The 25,570-nt window shown below is 56.3% G+C and carries 26 protein-coding genes; 5 read left to right on the forward strand and 21 right to left on the reverse strand.

Going from position 1 to position 25,570, the window contains the following annotated elements; translation table 11 throughout:
- Window positions 1-296 precede the first annotated feature (296 nt).
- From CR254_RS17185 to rfbF, 4 genes are read right to left on the reverse strand one after another with little or no spacing between them, the layout of a single operon-like run.
- Window positions 297-926 carry a dTDP-4-dehydrorhamnose 3,5-epimerase family protein gene (locus CR254_RS17185; protein ID WP_342744486.1) on the reverse strand — a complete coding sequence of 210 codons (630 nt, stop codon included), beginning with the start codon at window positions 924-926 and terminating at the stop codon, window positions 297-299.
- Entirely contained in the window at window positions 830-2,056 is a 1,227-nt protein-coding gene (locus CR254_RS17190) for a class I SAM-dependent methyltransferase (protein ID WP_097932206.1), read from the reverse strand. Before CR254_RS17190 ends, CR254_RS17185 begins: the two co-directional genes overlap by 97 nt.
- The gene (rfbG, locus tag CR254_RS17195) at window positions 2,053-3,108 is read right to left on the reverse strand and encodes a CDP-glucose 4,6-dehydratase (protein WP_097932276.1); all 1,056 of its coding nucleotides are present in this window, start codon (window positions 3,106-3,108) and stop codon (window positions 2,053-2,055) included. Before rfbG ends, CR254_RS17190 begins: the two co-directional genes overlap by 4 nt.
- Window positions 3,105-3,875 carry a glucose-1-phosphate cytidylyltransferase gene (gene rfbF / locus CR254_RS17200; protein ID WP_145996774.1) on the reverse strand — a complete coding sequence of 257 codons (771 nt, stop codon included), beginning with the start codon at window positions 3,873-3,875 and terminating at the stop codon, window positions 3,105-3,107. Before rfbF ends, rfbG begins: the two co-directional genes overlap by 4 nt.
- Window positions 3,876-3,987: 112 nt before the next feature.
- Between rfbF and CR254_RS17205 the strand changes: the two genes are divergently transcribed.
- A complete protein-coding gene (locus tag CR254_RS17205) occupies window positions 3,988-4,833 on the forward strand; it encodes a glycosyltransferase family 2 protein (protein ID WP_097932210.1) in 846 nt (281 codons plus the stop codon).
- Here CR254_RS17205 and CR254_RS17210 read toward each other — a convergent pair.
- The 5 genes from CR254_RS17210 to CR254_RS17230 all read right to left on the reverse strand — a co-directional run bounded on the left by CR254_RS17210 (window position 4,820) and on the right by CR254_RS17230 (window position 8,748).
- Complete coding sequence (locus CR254_RS17210) at window positions 4,820-5,800, reverse strand: class I SAM-dependent methyltransferase (RefSeq protein WP_180956060.1); 981 nt, start codon at window positions 5,798-5,800, stop codon at window positions 4,820-4,822. The genes CR254_RS17205 and CR254_RS17210 overlap by 14 nt on opposite strands.
- Window positions 5,801-5,952: 152 nt before the next feature.
- Window positions 5,953-6,795 (reverse strand): phytanoyl-CoA dioxygenase family protein, encoded by an 843-nt coding sequence (locus tag CR254_RS17215; protein ID WP_097932214.1) that lies wholly within the window; start codon window positions 6,793-6,795, stop codon window positions 5,953-5,955.
- A complete protein-coding gene (locus CR254_RS17220; RefSeq protein ID WP_097932216.1) occupies window positions 6,792-7,511 on the reverse strand; it encodes a WbqC family protein in 720 nt (239 codons plus the stop codon). Before CR254_RS17220 ends, CR254_RS17215 begins: the two co-directional genes overlap by 4 nt.
- On the reverse strand, window positions 7,508-7,996 hold the full coding sequence (locus CR254_RS17225; RefSeq protein WP_281253015.1) for a GNAT family N-acetyltransferase: 489 nt from the start codon (window positions 7,994-7,996) through the stop codon (window positions 7,508-7,510). The genes CR254_RS17220 and CR254_RS17225 overlap by 4 nt, the downstream gene beginning before the upstream one ends.
- Entirely contained in the window at window positions 7,993-8,748 is a 756-nt protein-coding gene (locus CR254_RS17230) for a cephalosporin hydroxylase family protein (protein WP_097932220.1), read from the reverse strand. The genes CR254_RS17225 and CR254_RS17230 overlap by 4 nt, the downstream gene beginning before the upstream one ends.
- Window positions 8,749-8,813: 65 nt before the next feature.
- On the opposite strand from CR254_RS17230, the gene CR254_RS17235 reads away from it, so the two are divergent.
- From CR254_RS17235 to CR254_RS17245, 3 genes are all read left to right on the forward strand, one after another.
- A complete protein-coding gene (locus CR254_RS17235) occupies window positions 8,814-9,959 on the forward strand; it encodes a DegT/DnrJ/EryC1/StrS family aminotransferase (protein WP_097932222.1) in 1,146 nt (381 codons plus the stop codon).
- 423 nt (window positions 9,960-10,382) lie between these two features.
- Complete coding sequence (locus tag CR254_RS17240) at window positions 10,383-11,270, forward strand: polysaccharide deacetylase family protein (RefSeq protein WP_097932224.1); 888 nt, start codon at window positions 10,383-10,385, stop codon at window positions 11,268-11,270.
- Window positions 11,263-11,769 carry a GAF domain-containing protein gene (locus CR254_RS17245; RefSeq protein WP_245851724.1) on the forward strand — a complete coding sequence of 169 codons (507 nt, stop codon included), beginning with the start codon at window positions 11,263-11,265 and terminating at the stop codon, window positions 11,767-11,769. Before CR254_RS17240 ends, CR254_RS17245 begins: the two co-directional genes overlap by 8 nt.
- A 10-nt stretch (window positions 11,770-11,779) precedes the next feature.
- On the opposite strand, the gene CR254_RS17250 is transcribed toward CR254_RS17245, so the two are convergent.
- Genes CR254_RS17250 through CR254_RS17270 form a run of 5 tightly spaced genes read right to left on the reverse strand, consistent with a single transcriptional unit; the run spans window position 11,780 to window position 15,949 of the window.
- Window positions 11,780-12,364, reverse strand: coding sequence for a cupin domain-containing protein (locus CR254_RS17250; protein ID WP_180956061.1), 585 nt, complete (start codon window positions 12,362-12,364; stop codon window positions 11,780-11,782).
- 13 nt (window positions 12,365-12,377) lie between these two features.
- Window positions 12,378-13,154 (reverse strand): ABC transporter ATP-binding protein, encoded by a 777-nt coding sequence (locus tag CR254_RS17255; protein ID WP_097932229.1) that lies wholly within the window; start codon window positions 13,152-13,154, stop codon window positions 12,378-12,380.
- Window positions 13,151-13,987, reverse strand: coding sequence for an ABC transporter ATP-binding protein (locus CR254_RS17260; protein WP_097932231.1), 837 nt, complete (start codon window positions 13,985-13,987; stop codon window positions 13,151-13,153). Before CR254_RS17260 ends, CR254_RS17255 begins: the two co-directional genes overlap by 4 nt.
- On the reverse strand, window positions 13,984-14,889 hold the full coding sequence (locus CR254_RS17265; protein ID WP_097932234.1) for an ABC transporter permease: 906 nt from the start codon (window positions 14,887-14,889) through the stop codon (window positions 13,984-13,986). Before CR254_RS17265 ends, CR254_RS17260 begins: the two co-directional genes overlap by 4 nt.
- A gap of 1 nt (window position 14,890) precedes the next feature.
- Window positions 14,891-15,949: an ABC transporter permease gene (locus CR254_RS17270; protein WP_097932236.1), complete on the reverse strand. Its 1,059-nt coding sequence runs from the start codon at window positions 15,947-15,949 to the stop codon at window positions 14,891-14,893.
- Window positions 15,950-16,123: 174 nt separating this feature from the next.
- Between CR254_RS17270 and CR254_RS17275 the strand changes: the two genes are divergently transcribed.
- Window positions 16,124-17,713: an ABC transporter substrate-binding protein gene (locus CR254_RS17275; protein WP_097932238.1), complete on the forward strand. Its 1,590-nt coding sequence runs from the start codon at window positions 16,124-16,126 to the stop codon at window positions 17,711-17,713.
- 78 nt (window positions 17,714-17,791) lie between these two features.
- Here CR254_RS17275 and CR254_RS17280 read toward each other — a convergent pair whose 3' ends face one another.
- The 7 genes from CR254_RS17280 to CR254_RS17310 form a co-directional block, all read right to left on the reverse strand.
- A complete protein-coding gene (locus CR254_RS17280; protein ID WP_097932240.1) occupies window positions 17,792-18,472 on the reverse strand; it encodes a glutathione S-transferase family protein in 681 nt (226 codons plus the stop codon).
- Window positions 18,473-18,572: 100 nt separating this feature from the next.
- A complete protein-coding gene (locus CR254_RS17285; protein ID WP_097932242.1) occupies window positions 18,573-19,700 on the reverse strand; it encodes a M24 family metallopeptidase in 1,128 nt (375 codons plus the stop codon).
- 13 nt (window positions 19,701-19,713) lie between these two features.
- Window positions 19,714-20,715 carry an ABC transporter ATP-binding protein gene (locus CR254_RS17290; protein WP_097932244.1) on the reverse strand — a complete coding sequence of 334 codons (1,002 nt, stop codon included), beginning with the start codon at window positions 20,713-20,715 and terminating at the stop codon, window positions 19,714-19,716.
- Window positions 20,712-21,686: an ABC transporter ATP-binding protein gene (locus tag CR254_RS17295; protein WP_097932246.1), complete on the reverse strand. Its 975-nt coding sequence runs from the start codon at window positions 21,684-21,686 to the stop codon at window positions 20,712-20,714. Before CR254_RS17295 ends, CR254_RS17290 begins: the two co-directional genes overlap by 4 nt.
- A 10-nt stretch (window positions 21,687-21,696) precedes the next feature.
- Complete coding sequence (locus tag CR254_RS17300) at window positions 21,697-22,587, reverse strand: ABC transporter permease (protein ID WP_097932248.1); 891 nt, start codon at window positions 22,585-22,587, stop codon at window positions 21,697-21,699.
- Window positions 22,584-23,561 (reverse strand): ABC transporter permease, encoded by a 978-nt coding sequence (locus CR254_RS17305; protein ID WP_097932250.1) that lies wholly within the window; start codon window positions 23,559-23,561, stop codon window positions 22,584-22,586. Before CR254_RS17305 ends, CR254_RS17300 begins: the two co-directional genes overlap by 4 nt.
- A 29-nt stretch (window positions 23,562-23,590) precedes the next feature.
- Window positions 23,591-25,198 (reverse strand): ABC transporter substrate-binding protein, encoded by a 1,608-nt coding sequence (locus tag CR254_RS17310; RefSeq protein WP_097932251.1) that lies wholly within the window; start codon window positions 25,196-25,198, stop codon window positions 23,591-23,593.
- Window positions 25,199-25,570 lie beyond the last annotated feature (372 nt).

Consider the following 25,570-nt stretch of genomic DNA (forward strand, 5'->3'; position numbering starts at 1 on the left):
CTTCAGCGTCCGATCATTCCTTGTCTCCAGTAGTACCCGGCGCCGCGTTCGTTGTCGTTCCCGCCGCCGGTGAAAGGGGTTCTAGGCAAACTCACAAACTCCCGCAACCCAATTCGACATCAAATTCACAAAAATCTCAAAATTCAATGTAAGACCATGATATCGCACACATATTATCGCACGAAACACCACACACGATCGTTCAGCCTCGCTCAGACACAACCAAAAATCAGAATCAAACGGAGAATCGCAACGGAGTAGTCAGAAAGCGGAACGATCGCACTCACAGTGGCAGATCAATCAGCGAAATCAGGATAGGTCGCGTCACGCTCTGACAGAACCTTTGGTGTGATCGGCCACTTGATACCAAAGGCGGGGTCGTTCCAACGCGCGCCCTGCCCTTTGCCCGGGGTAAACATCCGCCCGATCTGGTACATGACATCCGCATCATCGGTCAGCGTGATAAATCCATGTGCAAACCCCTCAGGCACAAAGAAGGCATTCAGTGCGGTCGCGTCCAGCACAACACCATGCCAATGCAGATAGGTCGGTGAACCATGCCGCAGATCCACAGCGACATCCCAAATCGCACCACGCACACATCGGACCAGCTTAGACTCCGCATAGGGGGGATTCTGCCAGTGTAACCCGCGCAACGTTCCTGCCCGTACATTGCGCGACAGACTTGTTTGAAGTGGATCGAAACCGGCAATGCCCGCTTCAGCGAATGCATCAGGGCAATGCAGTCTGGCAAATGAACCCCGCGCATCACTCTGTGGCGTTGCATCTATCTCGTACAAGCCTGCAAGGGGCGTCCCACGTAACTGCATCAAAAAACCCGCAGCTCCGGCACGGCAGTGACAAACTGCCCACCCCAGTCGCGAATGCCGGCCTGCTGCTCTGCGATCTCGTCCGATAAGTTCCATGGCAGGATCAGCACATAATCTGGCCGGACCTGGGCGATGTGATCTGGAGCACGCACAGGTATGTGGCTGCCCGGCAGTAACGTTCCCTGTTTTTCTGGATTGCGATCAACCGTAAAGGCGATGTCCTCAGCCGTAATCCCCGCGACGTTCAGGAACGTGTTGCCCTTTGCCGGAGCACCATAGGCAGCGACAACCTTTCCCTCCGCATGCGCCCGATCCAGAAAGCTGCGCAGATCTGCGGTCAGGCCGGCAACCGTGGACTGAAACGCCTTATAAGGAGCGGCACTGGCAAGGCCCATCGCGGCTTCCTGCGTGCGCATAGTGTCGAGAGCACCCGTCCGGTCATGCACATTTGGGAAGCCTGCAAACACACGCAGACTGCCACCATGGGTTGGCAGGGCTTCAACGTCAAAGAGCTGTAAGCCAACCTCACCCAAAAGCCGCTCCACAAATAACAGCGACAGATACGAGTAGTGCTCGTGATAAATCGTGTCGAATTGCCCCAACCGGATCAGGTTCGCCAAATGTGGAAACTCGAAGGTCACGACACCGCGCTTTGCCAACAATGTGGCAAAGCCTTTGGCAAAATCGCGGATATCAGGAACATGCGCCAACACGTTATTGGCCGCGATCAGGTTAACGGGGCCATGCTCGCCTAAAACCTCACGCGCTGTCTGCGTTCCAAAAAAGGCAACTCGCGTCGTGACGCCCTTTTGTTCGGCCAGTTCGGCGGCGTGACCGGCAGGCTCAATTCCCAAAACGGGGATACCCGCCTTGACGAACCATTGCAGCAGATAGCCATCATTGGACGCTATCTCTACCACCCGCGATTGAGCGCCAAGATCGAACCGCGCGATCATCGCATCCGCATATTTTCGCGCATGCTCCACCCAGCCCGACGAGAATGACGATAGATAGGCGTAGTCGTGATCAAAGATAGCATCTGCCGGAACGGTTTCCGTCGTTTGCACCAGCCAGCAGTCTTCGCAAACCATGACCCGCAACGGGAAAGCGCACTCTGCCTGCTTCGCCTCCGGCGTGTCGGGCAGGTAAGAGTTCGCCAAAGGCGTGGCGCCTAGATCAACAAATTCGCGCGCCAACGGGGCATCGCAAAACCTACACTTGGTCATTTTTTAAGGACTTTCTTATCAAAGTAGTCAGCGATCTGGCCTTGGGTCAGCGCAAGCGGGTCCTGACCGGCACGCCACGCGCGATACCATTGCGCAGTCAGGCCCACCGCCTGACCCGAACGCATAACGCCTCGCCATCCAAGCACACGATCAGCCAGACCGGCATCTATCGCAAGCGTAGCCATCTCATGTTCGGCGGCAGAGCCATCCAGTTGCCAGCTCGCACCGTCAGTAAAGGCAGCCTGCACCTGCGCCACTGTCATTACATCCGTCGGATCATGTGGGCCGAAATTCAGGGCGTGAGGAACCTGATCCCCTCGCAATGCGCGCTCCAGATAGGCAAAGTACCCAGACAGGCAATCCAGTACATGTTGCCAAGGGCGTGTCGCATCAGGGTTGCGCAGCATCGGCGCGGCTTCTGCGCCTTGGGCGCGCACAATATCAGGGATCAAACGATCCTCGGAAAAGTCCCCCCCACCGATGACGTTGCCGCCGCGCGCAGTCATGACAGGCACCGATCTTAAATCAAAATAGCTTAACGCGAAGGAGCGTACAGCAATCTCGCATGCGGCCTTTGACGCCGCATAGGGATCGTGCCCACCCAAGGGGTCACTCTCGACAAAGGCGCGGCCATCTTCGGCATTGGCATAGACCTTATCCGTCGTGACAACCAAGGCCGCTTGCAGGTCCACCGCTTCGCGCAAGGCGTCGAGCAAATGCACTGTCCCCATCACATTTGTCGCAAAAGTCTCAACCGGCGCACGGTAGGAGCGCCGGACCAACGGCTGGGCCGCCATATGCAAAACCGCCTGCGGGCGCGCGGCAGAGATACAATCACGCAAGGCGTCCCGATCACCGAGGTCAGCGATAACCGACCCCGCCAAATGCCCCGTACCCACCATATTGTGCAGAGCAGGATCTGTATCGGGGGCTAGGGAAAACCCCGTGACCTCTGCCCCCATACGACGCAGCATTAGACCGGCCCAAACGCCCTTGAACCCTGTATGCCCCGTAAGCAAAACACGCCGACCGGCCCAAATTTCAGGTGTCATGTCCAGACCGCCCACGGAGCCTTACCGCTGGCCCATATATCCTCAAGATGGTTGCGGTCACGCAACGTGTCCATCGGGTGCCAGAATCCCTTATGCGGCCAGCTCATCAACTGCCGATCTGCCGCTAACCCCAGCAAAGGATCACCCTCGAACGACGTTCCATCGCCGTCAATGCGGTCGATCACGCTGCGATTGAGCACGAAATAGCCGCCATTGATCATCCCCAGATCACCGGGTGGTTTTTCGGTGAAACGCTCCACCTCTCCGTCAGAATTGATATCCAACGCACCATATCGGCCCGGTGGCACGACGCTGGTCACAGTCGCTTCACGGCCATGATTTTCATGGAACGCTATCTGTGACTTGATATCCACGTCGGACACACCGTCGCCATAGGTCATGCAGAACGCATCATCCAAATAGGGTGCCACACGCTTCAGCCTGCCGCCCGTCATGGTTTCCGGGCCCGTATCGATCAACGTCACCTTCCACGGCTCCGCTGCGGATTGATGATAGGTGATCTCACCCGTGGTGGCATCCAGCGTTACATCAGAGGAATGCAGCACATAATTGGCAAAATATTCCTTGATCATATACCCACGATAGCCAAGGCAAATGATGAACTCCCATAGGCCATGATGGGAGTAGGATTTCATGATATGCCACAAGATAGGCTTCCCGCCGATCTCGATCATCGGTTTAGGCCGTAGATGGCTTTCCTCCGAGATTCGCGTCCCGAGTCCACCAGCGAGGATGACGACCTTCAATAGCATTCTCCCTTTTCAAGATACGATGCCGTACCTATACTTTTTAACCTTAACCTTATAGAGGTCAGTCGCCGAAATGATAGGCCATCGAACAGCTTGAAGGAGCAAATCTATGCGTCTAACTGTCGGCGTCCCCGTCTATAATGGCGTGGGGGATATTGAGGAATGCCTGTCCTGCATAGTAAGGCAAACAACGGATGCATTTCGCATTGTTATATCCGACAACGCATCGACTGACGGAACTTCGGAAATTTGCGCGGAATTCGCCCGAAATCACCCGAATGTTGAACATTACCGCCACGAACAAACATCGGATGCGACAACGAACTTCCTGTGGCTTTTAAATCGCTGCGAGGATGATCTGTTCATGTGGCGTGCGCATGACGATCTTGGCTCGAACGACCAAATAGAAAAGCTGATGGCGCTATTCGCTGATCCCGCCTGCCGTTTGGCCGTCTCTCCCGTAGAAACGCGCCGCATTCGTGAGAATGGCGAGGTGAAAATACGACAACACGACCTACCCGCAGGGTTGAATGGTGAAGGAACGGCCAGCGCCATGCAGGCACGGCTGATGGGCGCACATCAAAGCTGGTTTTACGGCATGTGGCACCGCGAAACACTGTCCTTCACCTTCGGGGATGTTTGGGCCGCCTATCCTGAAGGATGGGGTTCAGATCATCTTACTCTGGTGCCGCCACTGCTTGAGGATAGCGTTCGCGGCGCGCCGGAGACACGGTTTATTCAGCGCATTGGACAGACCCAAGGCCCCTCAAACGAGAGCTGGCAGCAGATGCGGCAACGTCGTCAAACCACAGGTGCGCTGCTGGCACGGCAGATCGCAGAGGCAAACATATCCCCCACAGATCGCGCAGCGGCCAGCGCCATCGCGCAACGCTGGCTGGACAAACGGATTCACTCACGGTTCCGCATACTCAAAAGGCGACTTAATCTGCGGTGAAAAAGCGCAGCGGAACGTCGGCAGCCCAATCGGCGGCCCCCTTCATCGCCTCCTTGGCGATTGCGGGATTCAGCGCAACAACAATCTGGGTCAGATCGCTCGGCTGTGACCCAGGCATGACCACAGGAATGCCCAAATGTGTTCCTCCGGCCAGATGCGGATTGGAATCTATGAAGCAAACGGGTTGCTCCTGCATCCGGCTCAGCGCGAGGGTTCCGTAAAAGCCCGCGCCATAAATGGCATAGCGTTGCCCCGCCAAATCCGGGGCAGCTGCCGTCATCGCATCCAGAATACCCGCCCACAGATCCGTCAATGCACCAATGCTTGCCGCTGCTTGCGCTCCACTCGCATTGGCCAAATCCGCCGGAGCGCTACGCACCGCACGCACAGTCCACGCACCGCGGAATCCGCCACTCTCGATCGACCGAACCTCAAGCCCGGACAGCGAAACCAACCGTTCCAGCGCAGGGCGCGTGAAATGGTTGATATGATCCACGACGAGCAAGTCACCCGAATTTGCCTCGGGGTCCGGCACGAGGAAGAATGCCTCCCCCCCCAGCTTCAACATCCTTGCCATGTCGCGCAGAACAGCGACAGGATCAGCAACATGTTCCAGCACGAAATGCGCCGTGACGAGGTCCATTGTCCCATCCCACGATGCGGGCAGATCGTAACTGGCCTGTGACTTCTCCGAAATCCACCCTCGCCAATGTTCGACATAATCGCGGGACACATCAAAGACATGCGGCGACAGATCGGGACGCTGCGCCATGATTGCCTGTAGGGTTGCAGCCTTACCCGACCCGAAATCCAGAACGCGCCCGCCTTGCGGCACATCACCATCCAGCACCAAGCGCGCCTGATGTTGCGTCCGGAAAACAGGGCCATCATCGGTCAGTTCGTACAGTTGATCGTGACCATCGGACTGTAGCGATATCTTATAGTCAGTATCGTAAAAGGCCTGCAAATCAGGCAGGTCAGGCGATTGCGCATGTCCGCACGTGGTGCACGCAAAAATCGTAGTCGGCAGATCAAGGAGTGTTGAAAGCGAACTTAGTGCCGGCGCCGACACCGACAGCAACGGCTCCCCCAACGCAGACAAACAGATACGGCAGCTTTTCATTCTGGGTCTTTCGTTGCGGCCAGCTCCGGCATTACTGTCGCGAAATCGACGCCAGCGGCGAATGAGCCCTTCCATGCGATCCTACGACCGACAGGATGCGCAAAGTTGAAATATCGAAATTGCATCGACCACCTCGGCCCTGCGGATCGGTTTACCCCGGACTGATGCAAGGTCAGGAAATCCATGAGGATCAGATCGCCCGGCTGGCTAAGCGGTGCAACGTGCTCATATTTCGCCAGCAACGCCTCTTCGTTTGCTAGGCGCAATGCATAGGCGCCACTCTTGCCGACACCGCCATCATCTTCGTAAACGGGCGCAATGCCACCTTGATGTGACCCCTTGCCGATTTGTACCGGCCCCAGCTCCTGTGTGATTTCCAGCAATGGCGACCAGAACACAATACCATCGGGGCTGCGCAGCTGTGCCGGAAATTCCTGATGCCACAATGCACGGAACTTGTTCTCGGCGGGTAGATCAATGCGAACGCCATATCCACCGGCGGCAAGTCCGGCTGTTGATCCCTCGCGCAGCGCCTCGAAAACTGTGGAATTGCGGCGATCACTGACCAATTGCATAAAGGCCGGTATTTGTTTGACGGCATCATAAACCTCACCCGCAAAGGCACGATCCGCCTGCGCCAAGGCCATCAGGCCCGGCCCCATCGCCTCCTCAGCCGTGGCGCATGGAGCATCAACGCCATGCTCGGCTGCCAGTGCCTCCACGATCTGGCGGGCGCCCTCACGGATTGGGGCAACCTCCTGATCGACATCATAGAAACCACGCAGAACGAGGAACCCGTCCCGTGCGAAGGCATCGCGCTGAACCGAAGTAATATTCATGAACCGCTCCGTTCTTTCAAAAAGCTTCGCCACGATACAGTGGCAGGATTCAGCCCCGTACGGGCCACCGTCGGTGTACAAGAGGCAAGCAAGTCCAACGCCGTTACATATGGCGTAAACTCACCGGTTTGCGGCCATGGCGCCACATCATAGGACATATATTCGACCGCGATATCAGCCGCCTCAAATGCTGCGTGATCCAAATAGGATGCCGCACCATGCCCCGTAATATAGGTTGTGCCATCGACGGCACGCACCATATCCAGAACTCGCGACCAGCCTGTGCCCTCTACACCCATATTCGAACTGCGCAGGATACGTTTCGGCAAAATACCGAGGGGTTTCGCCATTGCCTGTGCGCTCTCGATCATACGATCGCACAACGTAGTCCCAGCCATCACGCTATCAAAAAGTGCCAGCGCATCCGCCACATACGGCTTCCCGCGCAAGCTTTGGGTCAGCAGCGCGCGATGCCCTTGCTCCCACGTGTTACCATTTGCACTGAGTGAACCGATGAACTGCCCCGAACCCTTACCTGCAAGCGGAACACTCATCCATTTACGCTCTGCGCCGACTTTAACCTGCACACGATTGGTGAATGAACCCTTCGAAAATTGCGCATCATCCAGCCAGATATACACGTCCGCCAGTGCCATTTGCGCAAGGAACCCCGGCCAGGGAAAGTACATCGGCTGTGAGATCACGACCCGCGTCATGGCAGCATCCGCTCCATCACGATCACATCGTGTAACATGTCGCCATCGTCGTAATGCGCAACCAACGTCCCGACCGCCCGATATCCCGTCGAAAGATATAGCGCGATAGCAGGAGCATTATCGGCTCGCACCTCCAACATCAGCTTACGCAACTCCATGGCAGACGCTAAATCATGGATCAGACGCATCGCCTTATGGCCCAAGCCCTGTCCGCGCATGGCGGGGGTCAACGCGATCGCCATCATTGCATGCCCCCCCCGCATATGAATGTTGTGAAGTTGCGCAAAGCCGACGCAAACATCCCGCGCATCAGTCAGTACGCGCAGCTCGCCGTGCTGCTCACGCCTAGTTAGCCACCGTTCAACCTCCACCTCATCAGGTTGATCTTCCGGATAGGCAAGCAGCATATGCTGAAGGGCGCGATCAGCACGCATCTGCGCGAGCACAGGAAAATCATCAGGTCTTCTTTTGCGAAGTGCGATCACGCCTTCACGCAACGCAGATAGCCCCCGGGCGAGGATGAAATCACCAGCTTTCCGTTCAACACCTCATCCACCTCGAACCGATCCGTTTCGGCGAGGTAGTCATCGCGCGCGGAGAGCGGCTCATCACCCGCGAACCACAGCTTGGAGCGCCTTTTAGGGGCGTTTTCCTCCGTCACATGGCCCGCTAACGTATCCGCGACGACCAAGAAGCACCCCTCGGTCACCAACGCGCCATAGGCCCGGCATTCTGCCAATACATGTGCGCGGCTATGATCACTGTCGAGCACAGCCATCACGCGGGCACCTTCGGGGATTTCGGCACGAACACGTGCCAGCGTATCCTCATCCACCGAACCACCCTCGATCAGCACCACGTTATCTGACAGGGGGTGGCTCTCAATCGTCTCACGGTTATGCGCGCGGATGTCGATATCGACACCGATCACCTTCCCCTCGATCCCCATCATTTTCAACAGGCCCGCCATGAACAGGACGGAACCGCCCCGGGCAACACCGGTTTCGATGATAACGGTTGGTTTCGTGTCCCAAACCACCTCTTGCGTGGCCATAATATCAGCGGGCATCTGAATGATAGGTACGCCCATCCAATTCCATAGATAGGAGTAGTCATAACGATCCAGATCAAGAACCGTATCCAGCGATTTTGCGAACGCTTGGTCATCTTTCCCAAGCTCTCGGCTCTGTGTCTTCTGGTGTTGCGCGAATTCGGCGCGATCGTCGCGTGTTGCCATGTGAAGAGCCCTTCTCTATCGCTTTTATTGCTGCCTATACTATCCAACGAAACGAGGAAAGCGCGATGCCACAACTGCCAAGCGAAATGATCCCGGTTGCAGCCCCCTCGATTACACCGCGAGAGGGTGAACTGGCGCAACAGGCCGCGCTTACAGCATGGGGCCCGGACCACTATGCCTTTAACCGGCAGTTTGAGGAGATGTTCGCGCAATATGTCGGCGTTTCCCACGCCGTCTCACTGCCCCATGCGACATCCGCACTTCACCTCGCACTGGCCGCAGCGGGCGTCGGCCCCGGCGATGAGGTTATTGTTCCGGATGTTACATGGATCGCCAGCGTCGCACCGGTAAACTATGTTGGTGCGGAGCCTGTTTTCGTGGATATCCTGCCGGACACATGGTGCATTGATCCCGAGGCAGTTCGTGCCGCGATCACACCACGGGCGCGGGCGATAATTGGCGTCGATCTGTATGGGTCGATGTGCGACTGGCCAGCATTGCGTGCAATCGCCGATGCCCACAACCTTGTCCTGATCGAAGATGCAGCCGAAGCCCTTGGCTCAACGCTCAACGGATATCAGGCGGGCACATTCGGGGATTTGGCGGTATTCTCCTTCCATGGCTCCAAAACCATGGTGACCGGCGAAGGTGGCATGCTGGTAACCGATGACGAGGCTTTGCTCGCACGTGTTCAACAATTGCGCGATCACGGCCGCCCGCCCGGGGACCGCTTCTTTCGCAACACAGAGGTCGCCTTCAAGTATAAGATGAGCGCGGTACAGGCCGCCCTGGGCATCGCGCAATGCGAACGTCTGGGCCCGATGATCGCGCATAAGCGCGAAATATTCTCGTGGTACGCTGCAGAACTCAAGGGCCTCAAGGGTATTACACTCAACGCGGAACCCCCAAACGTGCAGAACTCATTCTGGATGAACACGATCGTGCTCGACCCTGCATTAGGCATGGATAAATACCGCGTTCAGGCGGAACTGCGCGCGCGTAACGTAGACAGCCGCCCGTTTTTCTCACAACTCTCAACGTTGGATGCTTATTCGGACCAGCCAAGGCTGCGCCGCTTCTTGCCGGAAACCCCGTCAGGGACCGTGCCTGCGACCTATGGCGTGAACCTGCCCTCCGGCTACAACATGACGCCGGATCTCGTCGCGCAAGTCGCTGTTGCCGTTCGCGAAGTGGTTAACCTAGCCAGCTGATTGATACGGTTTTACTGAACCGTGTCATCCGGTGGCGGCATGATATTGAGACACAACGCTCCGAAAAAAATGCTGCCGCCATTTGATTGCTATGCGGCCGGATGGCGAAATCAGCTGTTTAGTTGGATGGCGCTCTCCGTTGCTGCGATCAGCAGAAGAAAATTTCCGTAAATATCTGCTTTCTCGGATCGCATTAACGTGCCAATATCAAATTGCGAACTTTTGTCCGCAAAATGAATTGACGAATATACCTGACTGAAAGGCAAACAGTGATGAACTTCAGTCCAGTTACCGAAAACCACCTGCACCGCGCCCCCGTTGGGCCACCTGCATATAGGCCCGATTACTACAATCCGGCGCAGCATAGACGCCCTGCGCGCATCGTCATCGCACCACGCAGCAGCGGCAATCCGAGCTTTACACATGCATGACACCGCACCACAAAACTGGCCCGAAAACGTCTGGCGGGGCTACGTAAACCGCGTCCGCGCGGGCGACCGACTGACACCGGGCACTTGGCCAAACGGGGGCAAAGCCGCCCTCGCCCTGTCCTTTGACTGCGATCATGAAACGTTTGAAATGGGCGGCGGCAAACACGCAGTCGGACGGTTAGGCTGGGGCGAATTCGGACGGCGCGTCGGTGTACCACGCATATTGGACACATTGCATAAATATGATGCGCAGGCCTCCTTTTTTATCCCTGCCGTCTCCGCGCTGATCGACCCTGATGAACCCCGTCGCATAGCGGATGCAGGTCACGAAATCGGCGTTCACGGATGGATACATGAGCCTAACGCAACCCTAAGTGAAACGGAGGAGCGCGACCTGTTGAATCGCTCTCGCGATACATTGCAGCGCCTGTCAGGTCAGCGCCCTGTCGGGCATCGCGCGGCGCATTGGGATCTTAGCGATAATACGATCCGATTGGTTGCTGAAGCCGGTTTTGAATATGATTCCTCCATGATGGCGGATGATAGTTGCTACGAACTGATCTGCGACGGCACGCCGACTGGCCTTGTCGAAGTTCCGGTCGATTGGGTCCGCGATGATGCCGTTTATCTGCTGTTCAACCGAACACCCCCCACGCGACCGACCCTCACAGCGGATGATGTGCTTCAGATATTTCTGCGTGAGTTTGATGCCGCCTATGACGAAGGCGGTGTGTGCCAACTGGTCATGCACCCGTTCGTAATCGGCTATCGATCGCGCATCTGGATACTGGATGAACTGTTACGCCATGCCCGCGCGCGAGGTGACGTATTTATTGGCAGCCACGCAGCGATTGCCGCCCATGCAAAGGAAAATGGATAACCCTATGACTCAAGAGAATTTCGCACGTTTTGATCACGACCTTGCTGCCGCGCAGACGCCAGACGAGGCCTATGGCGCAATGGATAAACTCGTTCGTGATACGGTGGGCGTGAACCTGTTCACCATCATGACGATGGATTTACATGCGATGCAGGCCCGCCGCATATTCACCTCGGATGAGGAAAAATATCCTGTAACCGGCACCAAGGAGATAACCAAGGATAGCTGGTACAATCACGTTGTGACTGAAGAAAAAACCTTTGTGGCAAATACCCTAGAAGACATTGCCAAGGTGTTTCCGGATGCAAATCTGGTTGGCAGTATGGGGCTTGGATCCGTGGTCAATATTCCCGTCCGCGAAAACGGAACGCTGATTGCCACGGTGAATATTTCAGACGCTGAACATCACTACACACCAGAGCGCGTCGCATTTTGTGAAACAGAATTGTCAGATCCGGCAGCACGGACAATACAACGCGCAGCGGAATTGCAGGGCTGAGCTTACAGCATTAATCGGACCTGGAGCGATCCTCGAAAAGGTCGATCGTTCCGGTCCATAACAGCCGGTTTGCCTGATCAGACGGGTTGGACCAACCATGAGGGCGGGCGGCATCATAATGCGCGCTATCGCCCTCACCCAGCATCATTTTGTCACCATCAATCGTTAGCTCCAGCTGGCCACTCAGAACAAAGACCACTTCCTCGCCGCTATGCGTCACAATCTCCGAGGTGTAGCCCGGTTCGAGGATCATGATGAATGAAGATAGCTCATGCCCGGCGAAATTTGCGCCCAACCGCTCATATCGTAACTGCGACTTTCCCATCAGGAATTGCTGGCGGCCAGCACTGTGGCTAACGCATTCATTTGGCGTCGGGCGCGACACAAAAAACTCGATCCCAACACCCAGCGCCTTGGCGATGCTGGACAATGTAATCAGCGTGGGAATGGCCTTGTCCCGCTCAATCAGGCTGACATACCCGATCGAAATACCGGCTGCATCGGCCACGTCATTCAACGTCAGCTTCAGCTTTTTACGACGGGCACGGATCGTCTGGCCCATCTTCAAACCGGTTATTTCAGAGGCTTCGGTCACCCAACATTCTCCGTCAGACGGCCGCAGATGGCCCCGACTGGCGCTCACGGTCCCCCGCCCCCAGACTGGATGCGTATAGCTCCTGGGCATAGGGTTTGGCAAATGTGCCACGGCGCAAGACATCAACATCCACCTGCTCCACCATGCCACCCTGACGCAAAACGCCCAAGCGATCACATAGGAAGCTAACCACTGGCAGCGAATGCGTCACCAGCAGGTAGGTCAAGCCGCGATCCTTTCGCAAACGGACCAGCAGGTTCAAAATCTCGGCCTGTACGCTGACATCCAGCGCTGATGTCGGCTCATCCAGCAAGAGTAGCTGGGGCTCCAGCATCAATGCCCGCGCGATGGCAACGCGTTGGCGCTGTCCACCTGACAGCTGATGCGGAAACCGGTAGCGGAACCGCTGGTCCAGCCCGACCGCATCCATCATCTCGGCGACTTTGGCAGAGCCGCCGGAAATGCCGTGAATTTTCAATGGCTCTTGCAGGGTCGCATCCACAATCCGGCGCGGATGCAGGGATGCGTAAGGGTCCTGAAACACCATCTGGCAATGGCGAGCGAATTCCAGATCGCGATATGTGGCCCGCTCAGCCCCATCAATCTCGACAGTTCCACGCACATCCGGTGCCATGCCCACAATCGCCCGCAGGATCGTTGATTTGCCTGATCCACTCTCCCCGACCAAGGCATAGCTCTCGCCCTTCGCGACCGAGAATGAGACGTCCTTGACCACGTCGATCCGGCCATACCGCACGAACAGGTTTTCGATATTCAGTGCTGCGCTCATGTCTCATATACCTCTGCGCGATCCATAACGGGAAGCACTTCACGAGTCTCATCCATGCGTGGCACCGCGGCCAGTAGACCCTTGGTATAGGGGTGCTGCGCGGCGTGCAGTTGATCTGCGGCCAGCTCCTCCACCACCTCACCTTGGCGCATCACCAGAACACGGTCGCAATAACGCGCCACCAGCTCCAGATCATGGCTGATCAGGATTAACCCCATGCCGTTTTTCAGGATCATCTGCTCGATCAGATGCAGTACCTGCGCCTGCACACTGACATCCAATGCCGATGTGGGTTCGTCTGCGATCAGGATATCAGGCTGCGGGATCAACATCATCGCGATCATCACACGTTGCCCCATCCCACCAGAAACCTGATGCGGATACAGCTTCATCACATGCTCCGGATCATCAATCCGCACCTGTTGCAGCATGTCACATACACGGGCATGGATTTCACGGCGAGGCAGATTTTCATGCAAGCGCAGCGCCTCGGCAATCTGGACACCAATCGTCATGACCGGATTCAGAGAGTATTTTGGGTCCTGCATGACCAAGGAAATCCGCGCGCCCCGAACAGCCCGCATTTGGCGTTCACTCAGGCTTGGAATATCCATGCCGTCGAAAATCAGCTTGTCCATCGTGACATGCGCGGGTGGCTTTAACAGCCTCAACAACGAGCGTCCCGTCAGCGATTTGCCAGACCCGCTTTCCCCGACGATCCCCAATCGCTCACGGCCAAGATCGAAGGAAACGCCTTTGACGACCTCCACCGGTCCACGGGGGCTGGGAAATGTAACGCGTAGATTACGCAGTTGAAGCAAAGGCGTGCTCATCGTCCATCCCTCTGTCGAGGATCAAGCACATCGCGCAACCCGTCCCCTAGAAAACAAAAACCAAGGCTGATGATGATAATTGCAAGCCCGGGCATAGTTGCGACCCACCATTGATCCAGAATGAATGACCGCCCGCGTGAAATCATGGCACCCCATTCCGGCAGCGGCGGTTGCGCGCCCAGCCCCAAAAAACCGAGCCCGGCAGCCGTCAGAATGATCCCGGCCATATCCAGCGTAACGCGAATAATTGTTGAAGAAATACAAAGCGGCAGCACATGCAGCCCGATCACTCGCATATGGGATGCGCCCTGCAATTGAACCGCTGCGATAAATTCCGAATTACGAAATGTCAGCGTCTCCGCCCGCGCAATGCGCGCATAGGCAGGCCACGCCGTTACGGCAATTGCAATAATCGCGTTTTGCAGTCCTGCACCCAGCGCAGCCACAAAGGCCAACGCCATGATCAGCTTGGGCAATGACAGAAACACATCCGTCACCGCCATCAGAATACGGTCGGTCCAGCCACCGAAATAGCCCGCAACGGCCCCGATAATCAGCCCCAATGGCGCGGAGATAACAGCGACCATCACCACGATCAGCAATGTGATACGAGATCCATGAATGATACGGCTTAGAATATCGCGCCCCAACTCATCCGTGCCCAACCAGTTTTCAGCACTTGGAGGCATCAAGCGCATAGACAGGTTTTGACCGGTCGGTGAATACGGTGCCAGCCATGGCGCAAATATAGCAACCAACACCAGCACACCGACAATGACAGCTCCCAACATCGCCAAGGGGTTTCGGGCAAAATTTCTTGAAATCGCATAGGCTTGTCCTGCCTGTGCCTGCCATAGGGAATCCGGTGCATCCGCAGTTAGCCATAGCTTCAGAGACGTCATTTCAGCGGCTCCTTGGGTCAAATATGTGATAAAGAACATCCGACGTTCGGTTGATCACGATAAAGACGGTGCCGATCAAAATGGTCGCCCCCAGGACGGCGTTCATATCTGCCGATAACAGCGCCGTTGTCAGATAGTTACCAATCCCCGGCCATGAGAACACGATCTCCACCATGACAGACCCCTCCAACAGCACCGCATAGGACAACCCGATGACTGTGATCAGGTGCACGCGGATCGGGTAAAATGCGTGCTTCCAGATGACCGCCCATTCACTGGCCCCCTTAACACGCGCAGTGGTGACAAATTCCTGCTGCAATTGATCCAACATGAAGGATCGGGTCATGCGCGCAATATAGGCCAAGCTGAAAAACCCGAGGATTGCCGATGGCAGCACCAGATGTGACAGCGCGCTTTTCAGCACCACCCAATCTCCTGCAATGATTGCATCCACCGTCAGCAAGCCGGTTATTGTGGGCACCAGCCCGTCATAAAAGATGTCGATCCTGCCCGGCCCCGCCGTCCAACCCAGCCCCGCGTAGAACACAGCCAGCGCCACCAAACCCATCCAGAATGCAGGCACCGCATAGCCCAACAGCCCAAGCACGCGGATCATCTGATCCAGCCAACTTCCGGCATTTGCCGCGGCCACGACGCCCATCGGCACGCCGAGTAATACGCCGATCAAAATTCCGAAGGTCGCCATTTCAAACGTGGCGGGGAAAAAGCGGATCAGGTCATCCATGACAGGACGCCCCGTGGACAGGGAGATGCCAAAATCACCGGTCACCACGTCCCTGACATATAGGGCAAACTGTTCGACCAGCGGACGATCCAGACCCATTTCAATGAACGTCGCATCATAAACCGCCTGCGAGGCACGGTCGCCGACAACCGCCACGACCGGATCAATCGGCACGACACGGCCAATGAAAAACGTGATCGCCAGCAGCCCCAGAAAAGTCATTGCCGTTACAAAACCGAACCGTAAGGCCGTTCGCGAACCTGCAACCAGCAGGGATCCGCGCCGCAAAATGCTGTCTAGGGTGGGGGCAATCATATTTGGCAGATCTCCTGCAAAACTTCGATGTACGCATTACGAACAAAAGTTCTTTGAATGTAAAGCCGCCTTTGCTAACGTTAAAGAAGTTTTACTGCCTACGTCCAGCGCGACAGTAAAATTCGCATGAATCAAAAGGTTCAAATGCGCAAAAAACCAACAGGAGATTCAGGTATGAACCAATTCACCCGCAACGTCGTAGCAGCCCTACTCGCGGTGCCGTTGCTTGCAAGCAGCGCGCTGGCGGATACACCTCCCAACGTGTTGGTCGTGGCGCAGAATATCGACGATATCGTCGCGATTGATCCGGCACAGGCCTATGAATTTACGTCCAGCGAAATCATGGCCAATGTCTATGACCGACTGGTCCAGTACGAGGCCGAAGACACCACGCTACTGGTTGGCGGCCTTGCTGAAAGCTGGGAAACAGACCCGGAAAACAAGACGATCACCTTCACGTTGCGAGACGGCGTGTCGTTCCACTCCGGCAATCCTGTGCGCGCGGAGGACGTGATCTTTTCCTTTAGCCGCGTTGTGACGTTGGCCAAAAACCCTGCATTTATCCTGACGCAGCTGGGCTGGACCCCTGAAAATATCGGCGAGATGATCACCGCTGACGGCAACACCATTACCATCCGCTATGCGGGCGATTACTCCCCCAACTTCGTGCTCAATGTATTGGCGGCCCGCCCTGCATCCATCGTTGACCGCGAACTGGTCATGGAGAATGAGACCGATGGCGATCTCGGCAATGCTTGGCTGAACCAGAACACTGCTGGATCAGGCGCATTCACTCTCGACGCATATCGCCCATCAGAATTGCTGCGCTTTGCCGCGAATGCCGACTATTACCGCGGCGCCCCGGCGATGGATTCCATCATTGTGCGCCACGTAGCAGAGGCAGCGACACAGCAGTTGCTGTTGCAGCAAGGCGACGTAGATATTGCGCGCAACATGACGCCGGAACAAATCGCCAGCCTGCCGGATGAGGGCTTTGAGGTTGGAACGTACAAACAGGCCACCGTTCACTTCATCTCCTATAACCTCAAAGTGCCAGAGCTGAACAACCCTGCCCTATGGGAGGCATCCCGTTACCTCATCGATTATGACGGTCTGGCCGACACGCTGCTGCTGGGCCAAATGGAGAAGCATCAGGCGTTCTGGCCGGCCGGCTTCCCCGGTGCGCTGGAGGAAACGCCTTTCAGCTATGATCCAGAGCGGGCCATCCAGATTCTGGAAGATGCAGATGTCGAACTGCCAATTACGGTTGAGCTGGATGTGTTCAACTTCGCCCCGTTCACCGATGTGGCACAGTCGATTCAGGCCAGCTTTGCCGAAGCCGGCATCAACTTTGAGATCACCCCCGGCACCACTGCCGGCATCATCACGAAGTACCGCGCGCGCGAACATGAGGCGATCATGCTGTATTGGGGGCCGGACTTTAACGATCCCCACTCCAACGCAAAGGCGTTTGCATATAACGCTGACAACTCGGACGAGGCCTATATCTCCACCACAACATGGCGCAATGCATGGGAAGTTCCGGAGGAGATGAACGAGCGCACTATGGCTGCCCTTACAGAAGCCGATCCAGAGGTACGCAACGAAATGTATCTGGACCTTCAGCGCGATGTTCAGCAGACGGCACCGTTCTTTATCATGTTCCAGGGTACGTTGCAGATCGGCATGGCCGATAATGTAGAGGGCTACGTGCACGGTGCCAGTTCTGATCTGGTGTTCTACCGCTTGGTCGAAAAGGACTGATCCCAACTCCCTGAAAACCGAAACAGCCGCCGGATCACCGGCGGCTGTTTTGCTTTGTGACCAACCGCATCGCTGCGATTATTCATCGCTGTAGATATGCGGGTACATGTACCGGATTGCGGCATCGTCCATTTCCATCTTGAACGCATGCTGGCTAGGCAAAGCAAGGGCGCGCTGCGCCGCAGGACGCGCGTTCAACTCCTCCATCAGACGGTTGATATTCGTGAAACCCGCTGCGGTTTCATCATCCAGCATGAACGGGATACGCGGTGCCCATCCCCAAACCGCCATATCGACAACCGAGTAGTCATCGCCCATCATATAGCGGCCCTTGGCGAGCTGATCGTCGATGATCTGCCAATGACGCCGCGCCTCAAAACGGTAACGTTTTACCGCATAGGGGCTTTTATCGGCGGCAAAATGCTGGAAATGCACCGCCTGCCCTGAATAGGGACCGACACCTGACGCCACGAAGAACAACCACGACAATAGAGGTCCGCGTAATGCGGGATCCTGCGGCAGGAACGCGCCTGTCTTTTCGGCCAGATACAGCAAAATTGCGTTGCTATCGAACAGCGAAACCCCGTCATCAACCAGTGCAGGCACCTTTGCATTCGGATTGATCGACAGAAATTCCGGCGTGTGCTGCTGACCCAGCTTGGTATCCAACGGCACAGGGCGATATTCCAATCCGCTTTCCTCAAGGAACAGAGCAACCTTCATCGGATTTGGCGCTGCATTGAAATAGAAACTGATCATAGAATGTCCTCTCGGTAAAAATTGAAAAACCGTGCGCACCTTTCATGCTGTGAAAGGTGCGCACGGTCAGTTGCGGTTCGTGCGGCTGCGCGACCCTAGATCATTCGATAATGATCAGATCCTGAAAGCCGGATGTCAGGGCCTCACCACCATTCGGGCGTGCAACGATACAATCCTCGACACGTGCGCTGACCGATCCATCCTGGAAGATGGACGGCTCGATCGTGAAGATCATACCTTCCTCGACCATCGTCTTGTCGTCACGAGTCAGGAAGGGTGGCTCATGCACATCCCAACCGATGCCGTGGCCAAGACGGTGACGGAAGGCCGCGCCGTAACCCGCATCATCAATAACATCACGAGCAGCTTTATCGACCGCTTCACAGGTAACGGAGCCGGACTTCAGGGCCTCGATCCCGGCACGCTGGCTGTCCATAATCAGCTTGTGCACCAGAACCTGCTCGTCACTCGGCTGACCAAAGCAGACTGTGCGGCCGAAATCGTAGCACATGCCGTCCAGGATCGCGCCAAAGTCAAACAGCACCGATACTGGCGGCGTCAGAACACGCGGCCAGCTGGCCAGCTTATCACCGAATTTCAGCGGGTGATTTGGCCCCGTATTGTAAAGCGAAGTTGTGAATGACGGCCCAAGCGAACCGTGCTTTTTCATCTGGTAATCGATCTCCGACACCGCATCCAACTCGGTCATCCCGATCTTCATCTGCGCTACGGTCGCTGCAAATGCCTTCTCGGTAATCACACCAGCCGCCCGCAGCTTTTCGATCTCATCCGCATCCTTCACAACGCGCATGGGGCGCAACAGGTCCGTGCCCGATGCAAAACGTACGCCGGAAATCAGACCTTGAAGCTCGATCAGGGATTCCGCCTCCGCATCGTCACTGACGGCAACTGTGGCACCATCCTTGACGCTCAGATCCTTGATAATCCGCCGCACCATTTCCTGTGGATCATCCCAGTCGCCCAGAACACGCACATCCATGCCATCAGTGCCGCCGATCTGGCCAAATTCAGCGGTCATGCGGGGCAGCGTCAGGATGGGGTCACGACCGGGCGCGATCCACATGCCCTCCAGCCACATGCCAGGATGCAGGTTACGTCCATAGGTCGGAATTTCACGATGAATACCGGTTAGATAATCCAGATCGGTACCCATCGGGAAAAAGATCAGGTCAGCCTTTCCCTCGATCATTCCGAGAAATTTTTTCATACGTTCTGCATAACTAGCCAATTGAAATCTCCTTTTTGGCGGGTCTCTCGATAAGATGGCAGGCGGCCTGTCGACCCCCTGCAATGTCGCGCAAGGCAGGTCGTTCCACCTTGCACTGTGGCTGCGCCAACGGGCAGCGGGGGTGAAAATGACACCCCTTTGGCGGGTCGATCGGGGATGGAATGTCCCCCTTGATCGGCGCGTAAACAGTGCGACGGCGTTCCAGCCGCGGCACACCCTCGATCAATGCGCGGGTATAGGGATGTTGTGGATCGGCAAAAATCTGTTCAGCAGGGCCGCTTTCGACAATGCGCCCCAGATACATCACCAGAATGCGATCCGAGATATGCTCGACCACGCCCAGATCATGACTGATGAAGATATAGGTCAGCCCCAGCTCATCGCGCAGGTCCATGAATAAATTGACGATCTGCGCCTGAATCGAGACATCCAGCGCCGAAACGGCCTCATCACAGACCAGTATTTCAGGTCGCACCGCCAGCGCGCGCGCAATGCCAATCCGCTGGCGTTGCCCGCCCGAAAACTGATGCGCGAAACGATCACGATAGTTCCCGTCAACGCCGCAACGATCCATCATATCCGCGACATAGGCGTCGAGGGCATCCGGCGGCACGATCCCGTGAACGCGAGGCGCCTCACCAATCAGCTCGGACACCCTTTTGCGCGGGTTCAGAGATGAAAACGGGTCCTGAAAAATCATCTGCATTGGCAGGGCGCCAGTGGTCGCACCACTCGCCTGCGCGACGATTTCTCCTTCGGACGGATCAAGCAGACCCGCCACCATCCGCCCCAGCGTAGACTTTCCGCAACCGGATTCCCCAACGACACCAAGGACCTCGCCCTTGCGCAGGTCGAACGAGACATCCTCAACCGCATGCACCACGGCATTGGGTTCTGCCAAACCGATCCGGCTCAATCCCCGCGCGATGAAATCGCCGCGTCCGCCAAAGCGTTTCGTCACATTGCGAACGGATAGAATAGCATCAGACGTCATGCCGAACCCTCCGCCAATGGATAAAAGCAGCGCACGGAGCGTTCCGCATCCAGTGCTGTCATGTCAGGCAGTGCGGCACATGCGGCCTTCGCATGTTCGCAGCGCGGTGCGAAGGAACACCCGACCGGCAATTCCGTAAGCGCAGGCATACGCCCCGGGATTTGCTTTAGCCGCTGCCCCCGTTGCCCACGCGCTGGAACGGAATCGATCAAACCTCGCGTATAGGGATGTGCAGGCGCATCAAGCAGATCATCAACCGGCCCGATCTCAACCACCCGCCCCGCATACATAACCGCCAAACGGTCCGCGATACCCGCCACCACGGCAAGGTCATGGGTAATCCAGATCAGCGCCGTGCCACGATCGCGGCAAAGGTTCTGCACCAATGACAGGATTTGCCCCTGAATGGTCACATCCAGCGCCGTCGTAGGCTCATCCGCGATGATAACGTCGGGCTGATGCAACAGAGCAATGGCGATGGCGACACGCTGGCGCATACCGCCGGACAATTCATGCGGATAGCTGCGCAGACGGCTCTCAGGCGCAGGAATACCGACCTCGTCCAATGCGGCAATTGCGCGCGTACGAGCCATCGCTTTGCTCATCTTCTCATGGGCGCGTAACGCATCGCGCATCTGCGTTTCGATCCGCAAAACGGGATTTAGCGTCATCATCGGGTCCTGAAAAATCATCGCAATGCGACGACCGCGCAGATGGCGCATGTCCTCCTCACCTAATGAGAGGACGTCCTGCCCGTGCAGCAGCACCTCACCCTGAACAACCCGACCGGGGGCGCTGAGCAAGCGGTTGATGGAGAACCCGGTCAGCGTCTTGCCCGACCCGCTCTCACCCACCAGCCCGAGGATTTCCCCCTTATCCACTGACAGAGAGACCCCCTGCAAAGCCGCAATGGTCAGGTCAGGCATGACAAACGAGGTATGCAAGTCTTTGACGTTTAATACACTTGTCATAATGCGCCCCTCACAGTCGCGGATTCAAAATGTCGCGCAGGCGATCGCCCAGCACATTGGCGCTGATAATGATGCCCAGCAGTACGATCCCCGGCAGAACACTGATCCAGTAGCGGCCCGATTGCAGGTAATCGAACCCGTTGGCGATCAGCAGACCAAGCGAGGGTCGGGTCGGTGGCAGCCCCAGCCCGAGAAAGGAAAGCGTTGCCTCCAGCGAGATGGCCATCGCCATTTGCACCGTTGCAACGACCAGAATTGTGGGCAGGCAATTGGGCAGGATATGGCGGAACAAAATCCGCATACCGCCAAGCCGCAGCCCCCGCGCGGCATCGACATATTCCCGCGCCCCCTCGACCAGCGCGACCCCGCGCACGGTGCGCGCAAAATAGGCCCATTGCACAACGACCAAGGCAAAGATGATCTTGTCCACCCCGCGACCAAGGATCACCAGCAGGATCAGCGCGACGAGTATGGTCGGAAAGGACAACTGCAAATCGACGATCCGCATCAGCAGGGTATCGACCCAACCCCGGCGATAGGCAGCGATCAACCCCACAAACGTACCAACAACCAAGGCGAGGAATCCAGATAGCAGACCCACGATCAGGGAAATGCGGATGCCGTACAGCATCGCGCTCAACATATCGCGCCCCTGACCGTCCGTGCCCAGCCAATAGGTCAGCCCCGTGTAGCTCTGGCTACCGGGCGGCATCAGACTGTCCAAGATATCAACCTGCCGCAGATCGTATGGGTTTTGCGGTGCAATCAGCGGCGCGCCAAAACCAATGATGCAAAACAGGATGAACACAACCAAGGCAATTACCGCACTTGGCACGGACACAAAGCGACGGGCCAATTCGCGCGGTGATCCTGCCGTAGGAGTTTGAGAGACACTGCTCATGTCTGGTTACCCCCTAGGCGAACGCGCGGGTCGAGCAGCGAATACAGGATATCCACAAGCAGGTTCAGAACCACGAACATGAACACGACGAAAATCAGGTAGGCCACGATCAATGGCCGGTCGAGCACGCCAATCGCATCGATCAGCATCTTGCCCACCCCCGGCCAGCTAAAGATCGACTCCACCACGACCGCAAAGGCGATCACCCCGCCGAACTCCATCCCCAGCACCGTTACGATCGGGATCAGCAGGTTTTTCATGACATGCGTGGTCAGAATACGACGCTCACGAATTCCATTGGCGCGTGCAAACTTGATATAATCCGCGAATATCACCTCGCGCATACCCGCGCGGGTCAGGCGGATAACAATCGCCATCATGATAAGGGACAGCGTGAATGCGGGCATCACAAGGTGATGCAAACCGTCCAAGGTTAGAGCGCTTAGCTCGGTTCCAAACACATCAACCGTATCACCACGCCCGACAGCAGGCATCCAGCCCAGCTGGACCGAGAATGTCAGGATCATAATCAACCCGATCCAAAACACCGGCAGCGAAAACGCAATCATCGAAAAGGCCATGATGCAGCGGCTGATGATCGTATCTGGATGCAACCCCGCCCAGATCCCCAGTGGCAAACCGAACCCCAGCGCCATTGCCAGCGCGCAGATGGCCAACTCCAGCGTTGCAGGCAGTCGCTCGAAAATCAGCGATAATGCAGGAATGCCGTGCGTGAAGGAATTACCCAGATCACCCTGCAACAGATTTGAAAGGAAAACGAAATATTGCTCCCAAAGCGGGCGGTCCAGCCCCAGTTCCGCAATGGTTTTTGTCAGGCACGCCTGGTCGCATTCGGATGAGGCAAATATGTAAACCGGATTACCGATCACATTAACGCCAAAGAACACCAGTACCGTCATGATCAACAGGACAACCATCGCCTGTAACACGCGTTTGATGATAAATTCAGCCATCTTTAATTTGCCTCACCCGTTATCATTTCTTACTCGGTTGCCGAAACATCCATCGCCATGGTCCGCTCATTGGTCCGTGGCTGATGCTCCAGACCGGCACGCATGGCCCAGTTGTTCACCTGGAAATGCAGCGGGATATAAGCGTAGTCATCCATGCCGATGGTGATCGCCTCTTGCAGCAGGCGCAGACGCTCTTCGCCATCCACGGTCTGCTTGGCCAACACGGATCGCGCATCGATTTCAGGGTTGGAATACCGGCCAAAGTTGCCGTTCCCGCCGCCGGTTGCTGCGTTATAGGTTTCAAGCGTACCGGAAACCGTATAGGTCGCCTCACCCGCCACAGTGCCCCAGCCAGTCAGAGACATGGAAAATTCAGGCACGTCGAAGCCGGGCATCGTCAATTCATCACCACGGATCAGGCGCGAAAAGAAGATGTTGCGCGGCATCGCATCAACTTCAGTCGTGATGCCAACGCGGCTCCACATCTGGGCGACAACCTCAAGGATACGCGCATCGTTTACGTAGCGGTCATTCGGCCCGTGCAGGACAATATTGAACCCGTCACCATAACCCGCCTGCTCCAACAACGCTCGCGCTGCGTCAGGATCATAGGGATCAGCTTCCAGTGCATCGACATAGCCAAAGAAGCCCGGCGGAACGATATTGCGGGTTGGCAGCGACGCGCCCCCCATCACACGATCCCGGATCGCATTTCGGTCAATCGCCAGACTCAGCGCGCGACGCACACGCCAGTCGCGCATCGGGTTCGGCACCATGACGTTGCCATCATTATCCGTGATAAACCGCTCAATATGCTTGTAGCCCGGCATCAGGTAGATCAACCGATCCGCAGCAATCGTGGACACGGTAAAGTCGGGATCGTCCAGAAGTTGTGGCAAATCAATGGTCGGCGGATAGTCGATCATATCGACATCGCCATTCAGCAAAGCCGCCAGCCGGGATGCATCCTGAGTGATCGGACGGAACACCACCTGATCCCACTCGACATCACCACCCCACCAATTCGGGTTTTGAACGACAGTGACACGGCTGCCCGGGCTATATTCCTCGAACATATAGGGGCCGGTGCCGATGGTCGCCAAACCACTGTTGAAATCGACGGATTCCGTTACGCCCTGTGCCGCATGTTCAGCAATGATAGGCAACATGGCCAGATCTTCGGCAACCGTAGGATAGGGTTCCGATGTCGAGATCTGGATCGTGTAATCATCGATCCGCGTCCATTGCTTCAGGCCCTTCTCCAACTGGAATGCAGGCGAAGCAGGCGCACCGGAAATTCCGGCCCGCAGACGATCAAACGAGAAGATGACATCGTCAGCAGTGAATGCCTCGCCATCATGCCACATCACGCCTTCGCGCAGCTTGAATTCCCATGTCAGATCGTCAATCGGACCCCAGGATACGGCAAGTCCGGGAATAGGTTGCGATGTAGGATCCAGCGCAACCAGCTTCTCAAAGATGTGCTCATGCACCTGAACGTCAGCCGAAAGCTGCGTCCAGTGGGGATCCAGTGAACTGGCTTCGGATCGAACGCCAATCGTTAGCACCTCTTGCGCGGCCACTGGCAGGGCCAGCATCAGCGACGCGACAAAAAGGCTAGGCTTTAGAAAGTTCATCTAGTTTGTCCTCCGTGTTGGATGAAAGAGATCGAAGACCGCCTAAACGTGAAACGAAGGAGCATGGCAGATCACTTTTCTGCTCTTGGGTGCCGCAACCACGATTCGCATAAATTTACTCTCAGTAAAATTATTTTAATCGCGAAAAGTTTGCCCTGTCCAATGATATTCATCATGCGAACAAAAGTACGCTATTGCAACGCACTTGATAATAGCTGGAAATTTGAGCGGCTACGCCGCGAGAGCGATGCACAAAACGACGGCGCGCATCACTCATATAAACTGCGACGCTTAGCGTGCAGTCATGGATGTTAACGGTAGGATAGCATTACCCACCCAATCGATGAATTGCTAGCATAGACAAGGACTTAA

The sequence above is a fragment of the Pontivivens marinum genome (genome assembly GCF_900231835.1).
GTDB lineage: Bacteria > Pseudomonadota > Alphaproteobacteria > Rhodobacterales > Rhodobacteraceae > Pontivivens > Pontivivens marinum.

Excerpts from the sequence above, each read along its gene's own strand:
- CR254_RS17185 (WP_342744486.1), bottom strand. The coding sequence starts at position 926 with ATGGAACTTATCGGACGAGATCGCAGAGCAGCAGGCCGGCATTCGCGA.
- CR254_RS17190 (WP_097932206.1), bottom strand. The coding sequence starts at position 2,056 with ATGACCAAGTGTAGGTTTTGCGATGCCCCGTTGGCGCGCGAATTTGTT.
- rfbG (WP_097932276.1), bottom strand. The coding sequence starts at position 3,108 with ATGACACCTGAAATTTGGGCCGGTCGGCGTGTTTTGCTTACGGGGCAT.
- CR254_RS17205 (WP_097932210.1), top strand. The coding sequence starts at position 3,988 with ATGCGTCTAACTGTCGGCGTCCCCGTCTATAATGGCGTGGGGGATATT.
- CR254_RS17215 (WP_097932214.1), bottom strand. The coding sequence starts at position 6,795 with ATGAATATTACTTCGGTTCAGCGCGATGCCTTCGCACGGGACGGGTTC.
- CR254_RS17220 (WP_097932216.1), bottom strand. The coding sequence starts at position 7,511 with ATGACGCGGGTCGTGATCTCACAGCCGATGTACTTTCCCTGGCCGGGG.
- CR254_RS17230 (WP_097932220.1), bottom strand. The coding sequence starts at position 8,748 with ATGGCAACACGCGACGATCGCGCCGAATTCGCGCAACACCAGAAGACA.
- CR254_RS17235 (WP_097932222.1), top strand. The coding sequence starts at position 8,814 with ATGCCACAACTGCCAAGCGAAATGATCCCGGTTGCAGCCCCCTCGATT.
- CR254_RS17240 (WP_097932224.1), top strand. The coding sequence starts at position 10,383 with ATGCATGACACCGCACCACAAAACTGGCCCGAAAACGTCTGGCGGGGC.
- CR254_RS17245 (WP_245851724.1), top strand. The coding sequence starts at position 11,263 with ATGGATAACCCTATGACTCAAGAGAATTTCGCACGTTTTGATCACGAC.
- CR254_RS17255 (WP_097932229.1), bottom strand. The coding sequence starts at position 13,154 with ATGAGCGCAGCACTGAATATCGAAAACCTGTTCGTGCGGTATGGCCGG.
- CR254_RS17260 (WP_097932231.1), bottom strand. The coding sequence starts at position 13,987 with ATGAGCACGCCTTTGCTTCAACTGCGTAATCTACGCGTTACATTTCCC.
- CR254_RS17265 (WP_097932234.1), bottom strand. The coding sequence starts at position 14,889 with ATGACGTCTCTGAAGCTATGGCTAACTGCGGATGCACCGGATTCCCTA.
- CR254_RS17270 (WP_097932236.1), bottom strand. The coding sequence starts at position 15,949 with ATGATTGCCCCCACCCTAGACAGCATTTTGCGGCGCGGATCCCTGCTG.
- CR254_RS17275 (WP_097932238.1), top strand. The coding sequence starts at position 16,124 with ATGAACCAATTCACCCGCAACGTCGTAGCAGCCCTACTCGCGGTGCCG.
- CR254_RS17280 (WP_097932240.1), bottom strand. The coding sequence starts at position 18,472 with ATGATCAGTTTCTATTTCAATGCAGCGCCAAATCCGATGAAGGTTGCT.
- CR254_RS17285 (WP_097932242.1), bottom strand. The coding sequence starts at position 19,700 with ATGAAAAAATTTCTCGGAATGATCGAGGGAAAGGCTGACCTGATCTTT.
- CR254_RS17290 (WP_097932244.1), bottom strand. The coding sequence starts at position 20,715 with ATGACGTCTGATGCTATTCTATCCGTTCGCAATGTGACGAAACGCTTT.
- CR254_RS17295 (WP_097932246.1), bottom strand. The coding sequence starts at position 21,686 with ATGACAAGTGTATTAAACGTCAAAGACTTGCATACCTCGTTTGTCATG.
- CR254_RS17300 (WP_097932248.1), bottom strand. The coding sequence starts at position 22,587 with ATGAGCAGTGTCTCTCAAACTCCTACGGCAGGATCACCGCGCGAATTG.
- CR254_RS17305 (WP_097932250.1), bottom strand. The coding sequence starts at position 23,561 with ATGGCTGAATTTATCATCAAACGCGTGTTACAGGCGATGGTTGTCCTG.
- CR254_RS17310 (WP_097932251.1), bottom strand. The coding sequence starts at position 25,198 with ATGAACTTTCTAAAGCCTAGCCTTTTTGTCGCGTCGCTGATGCTGGCC.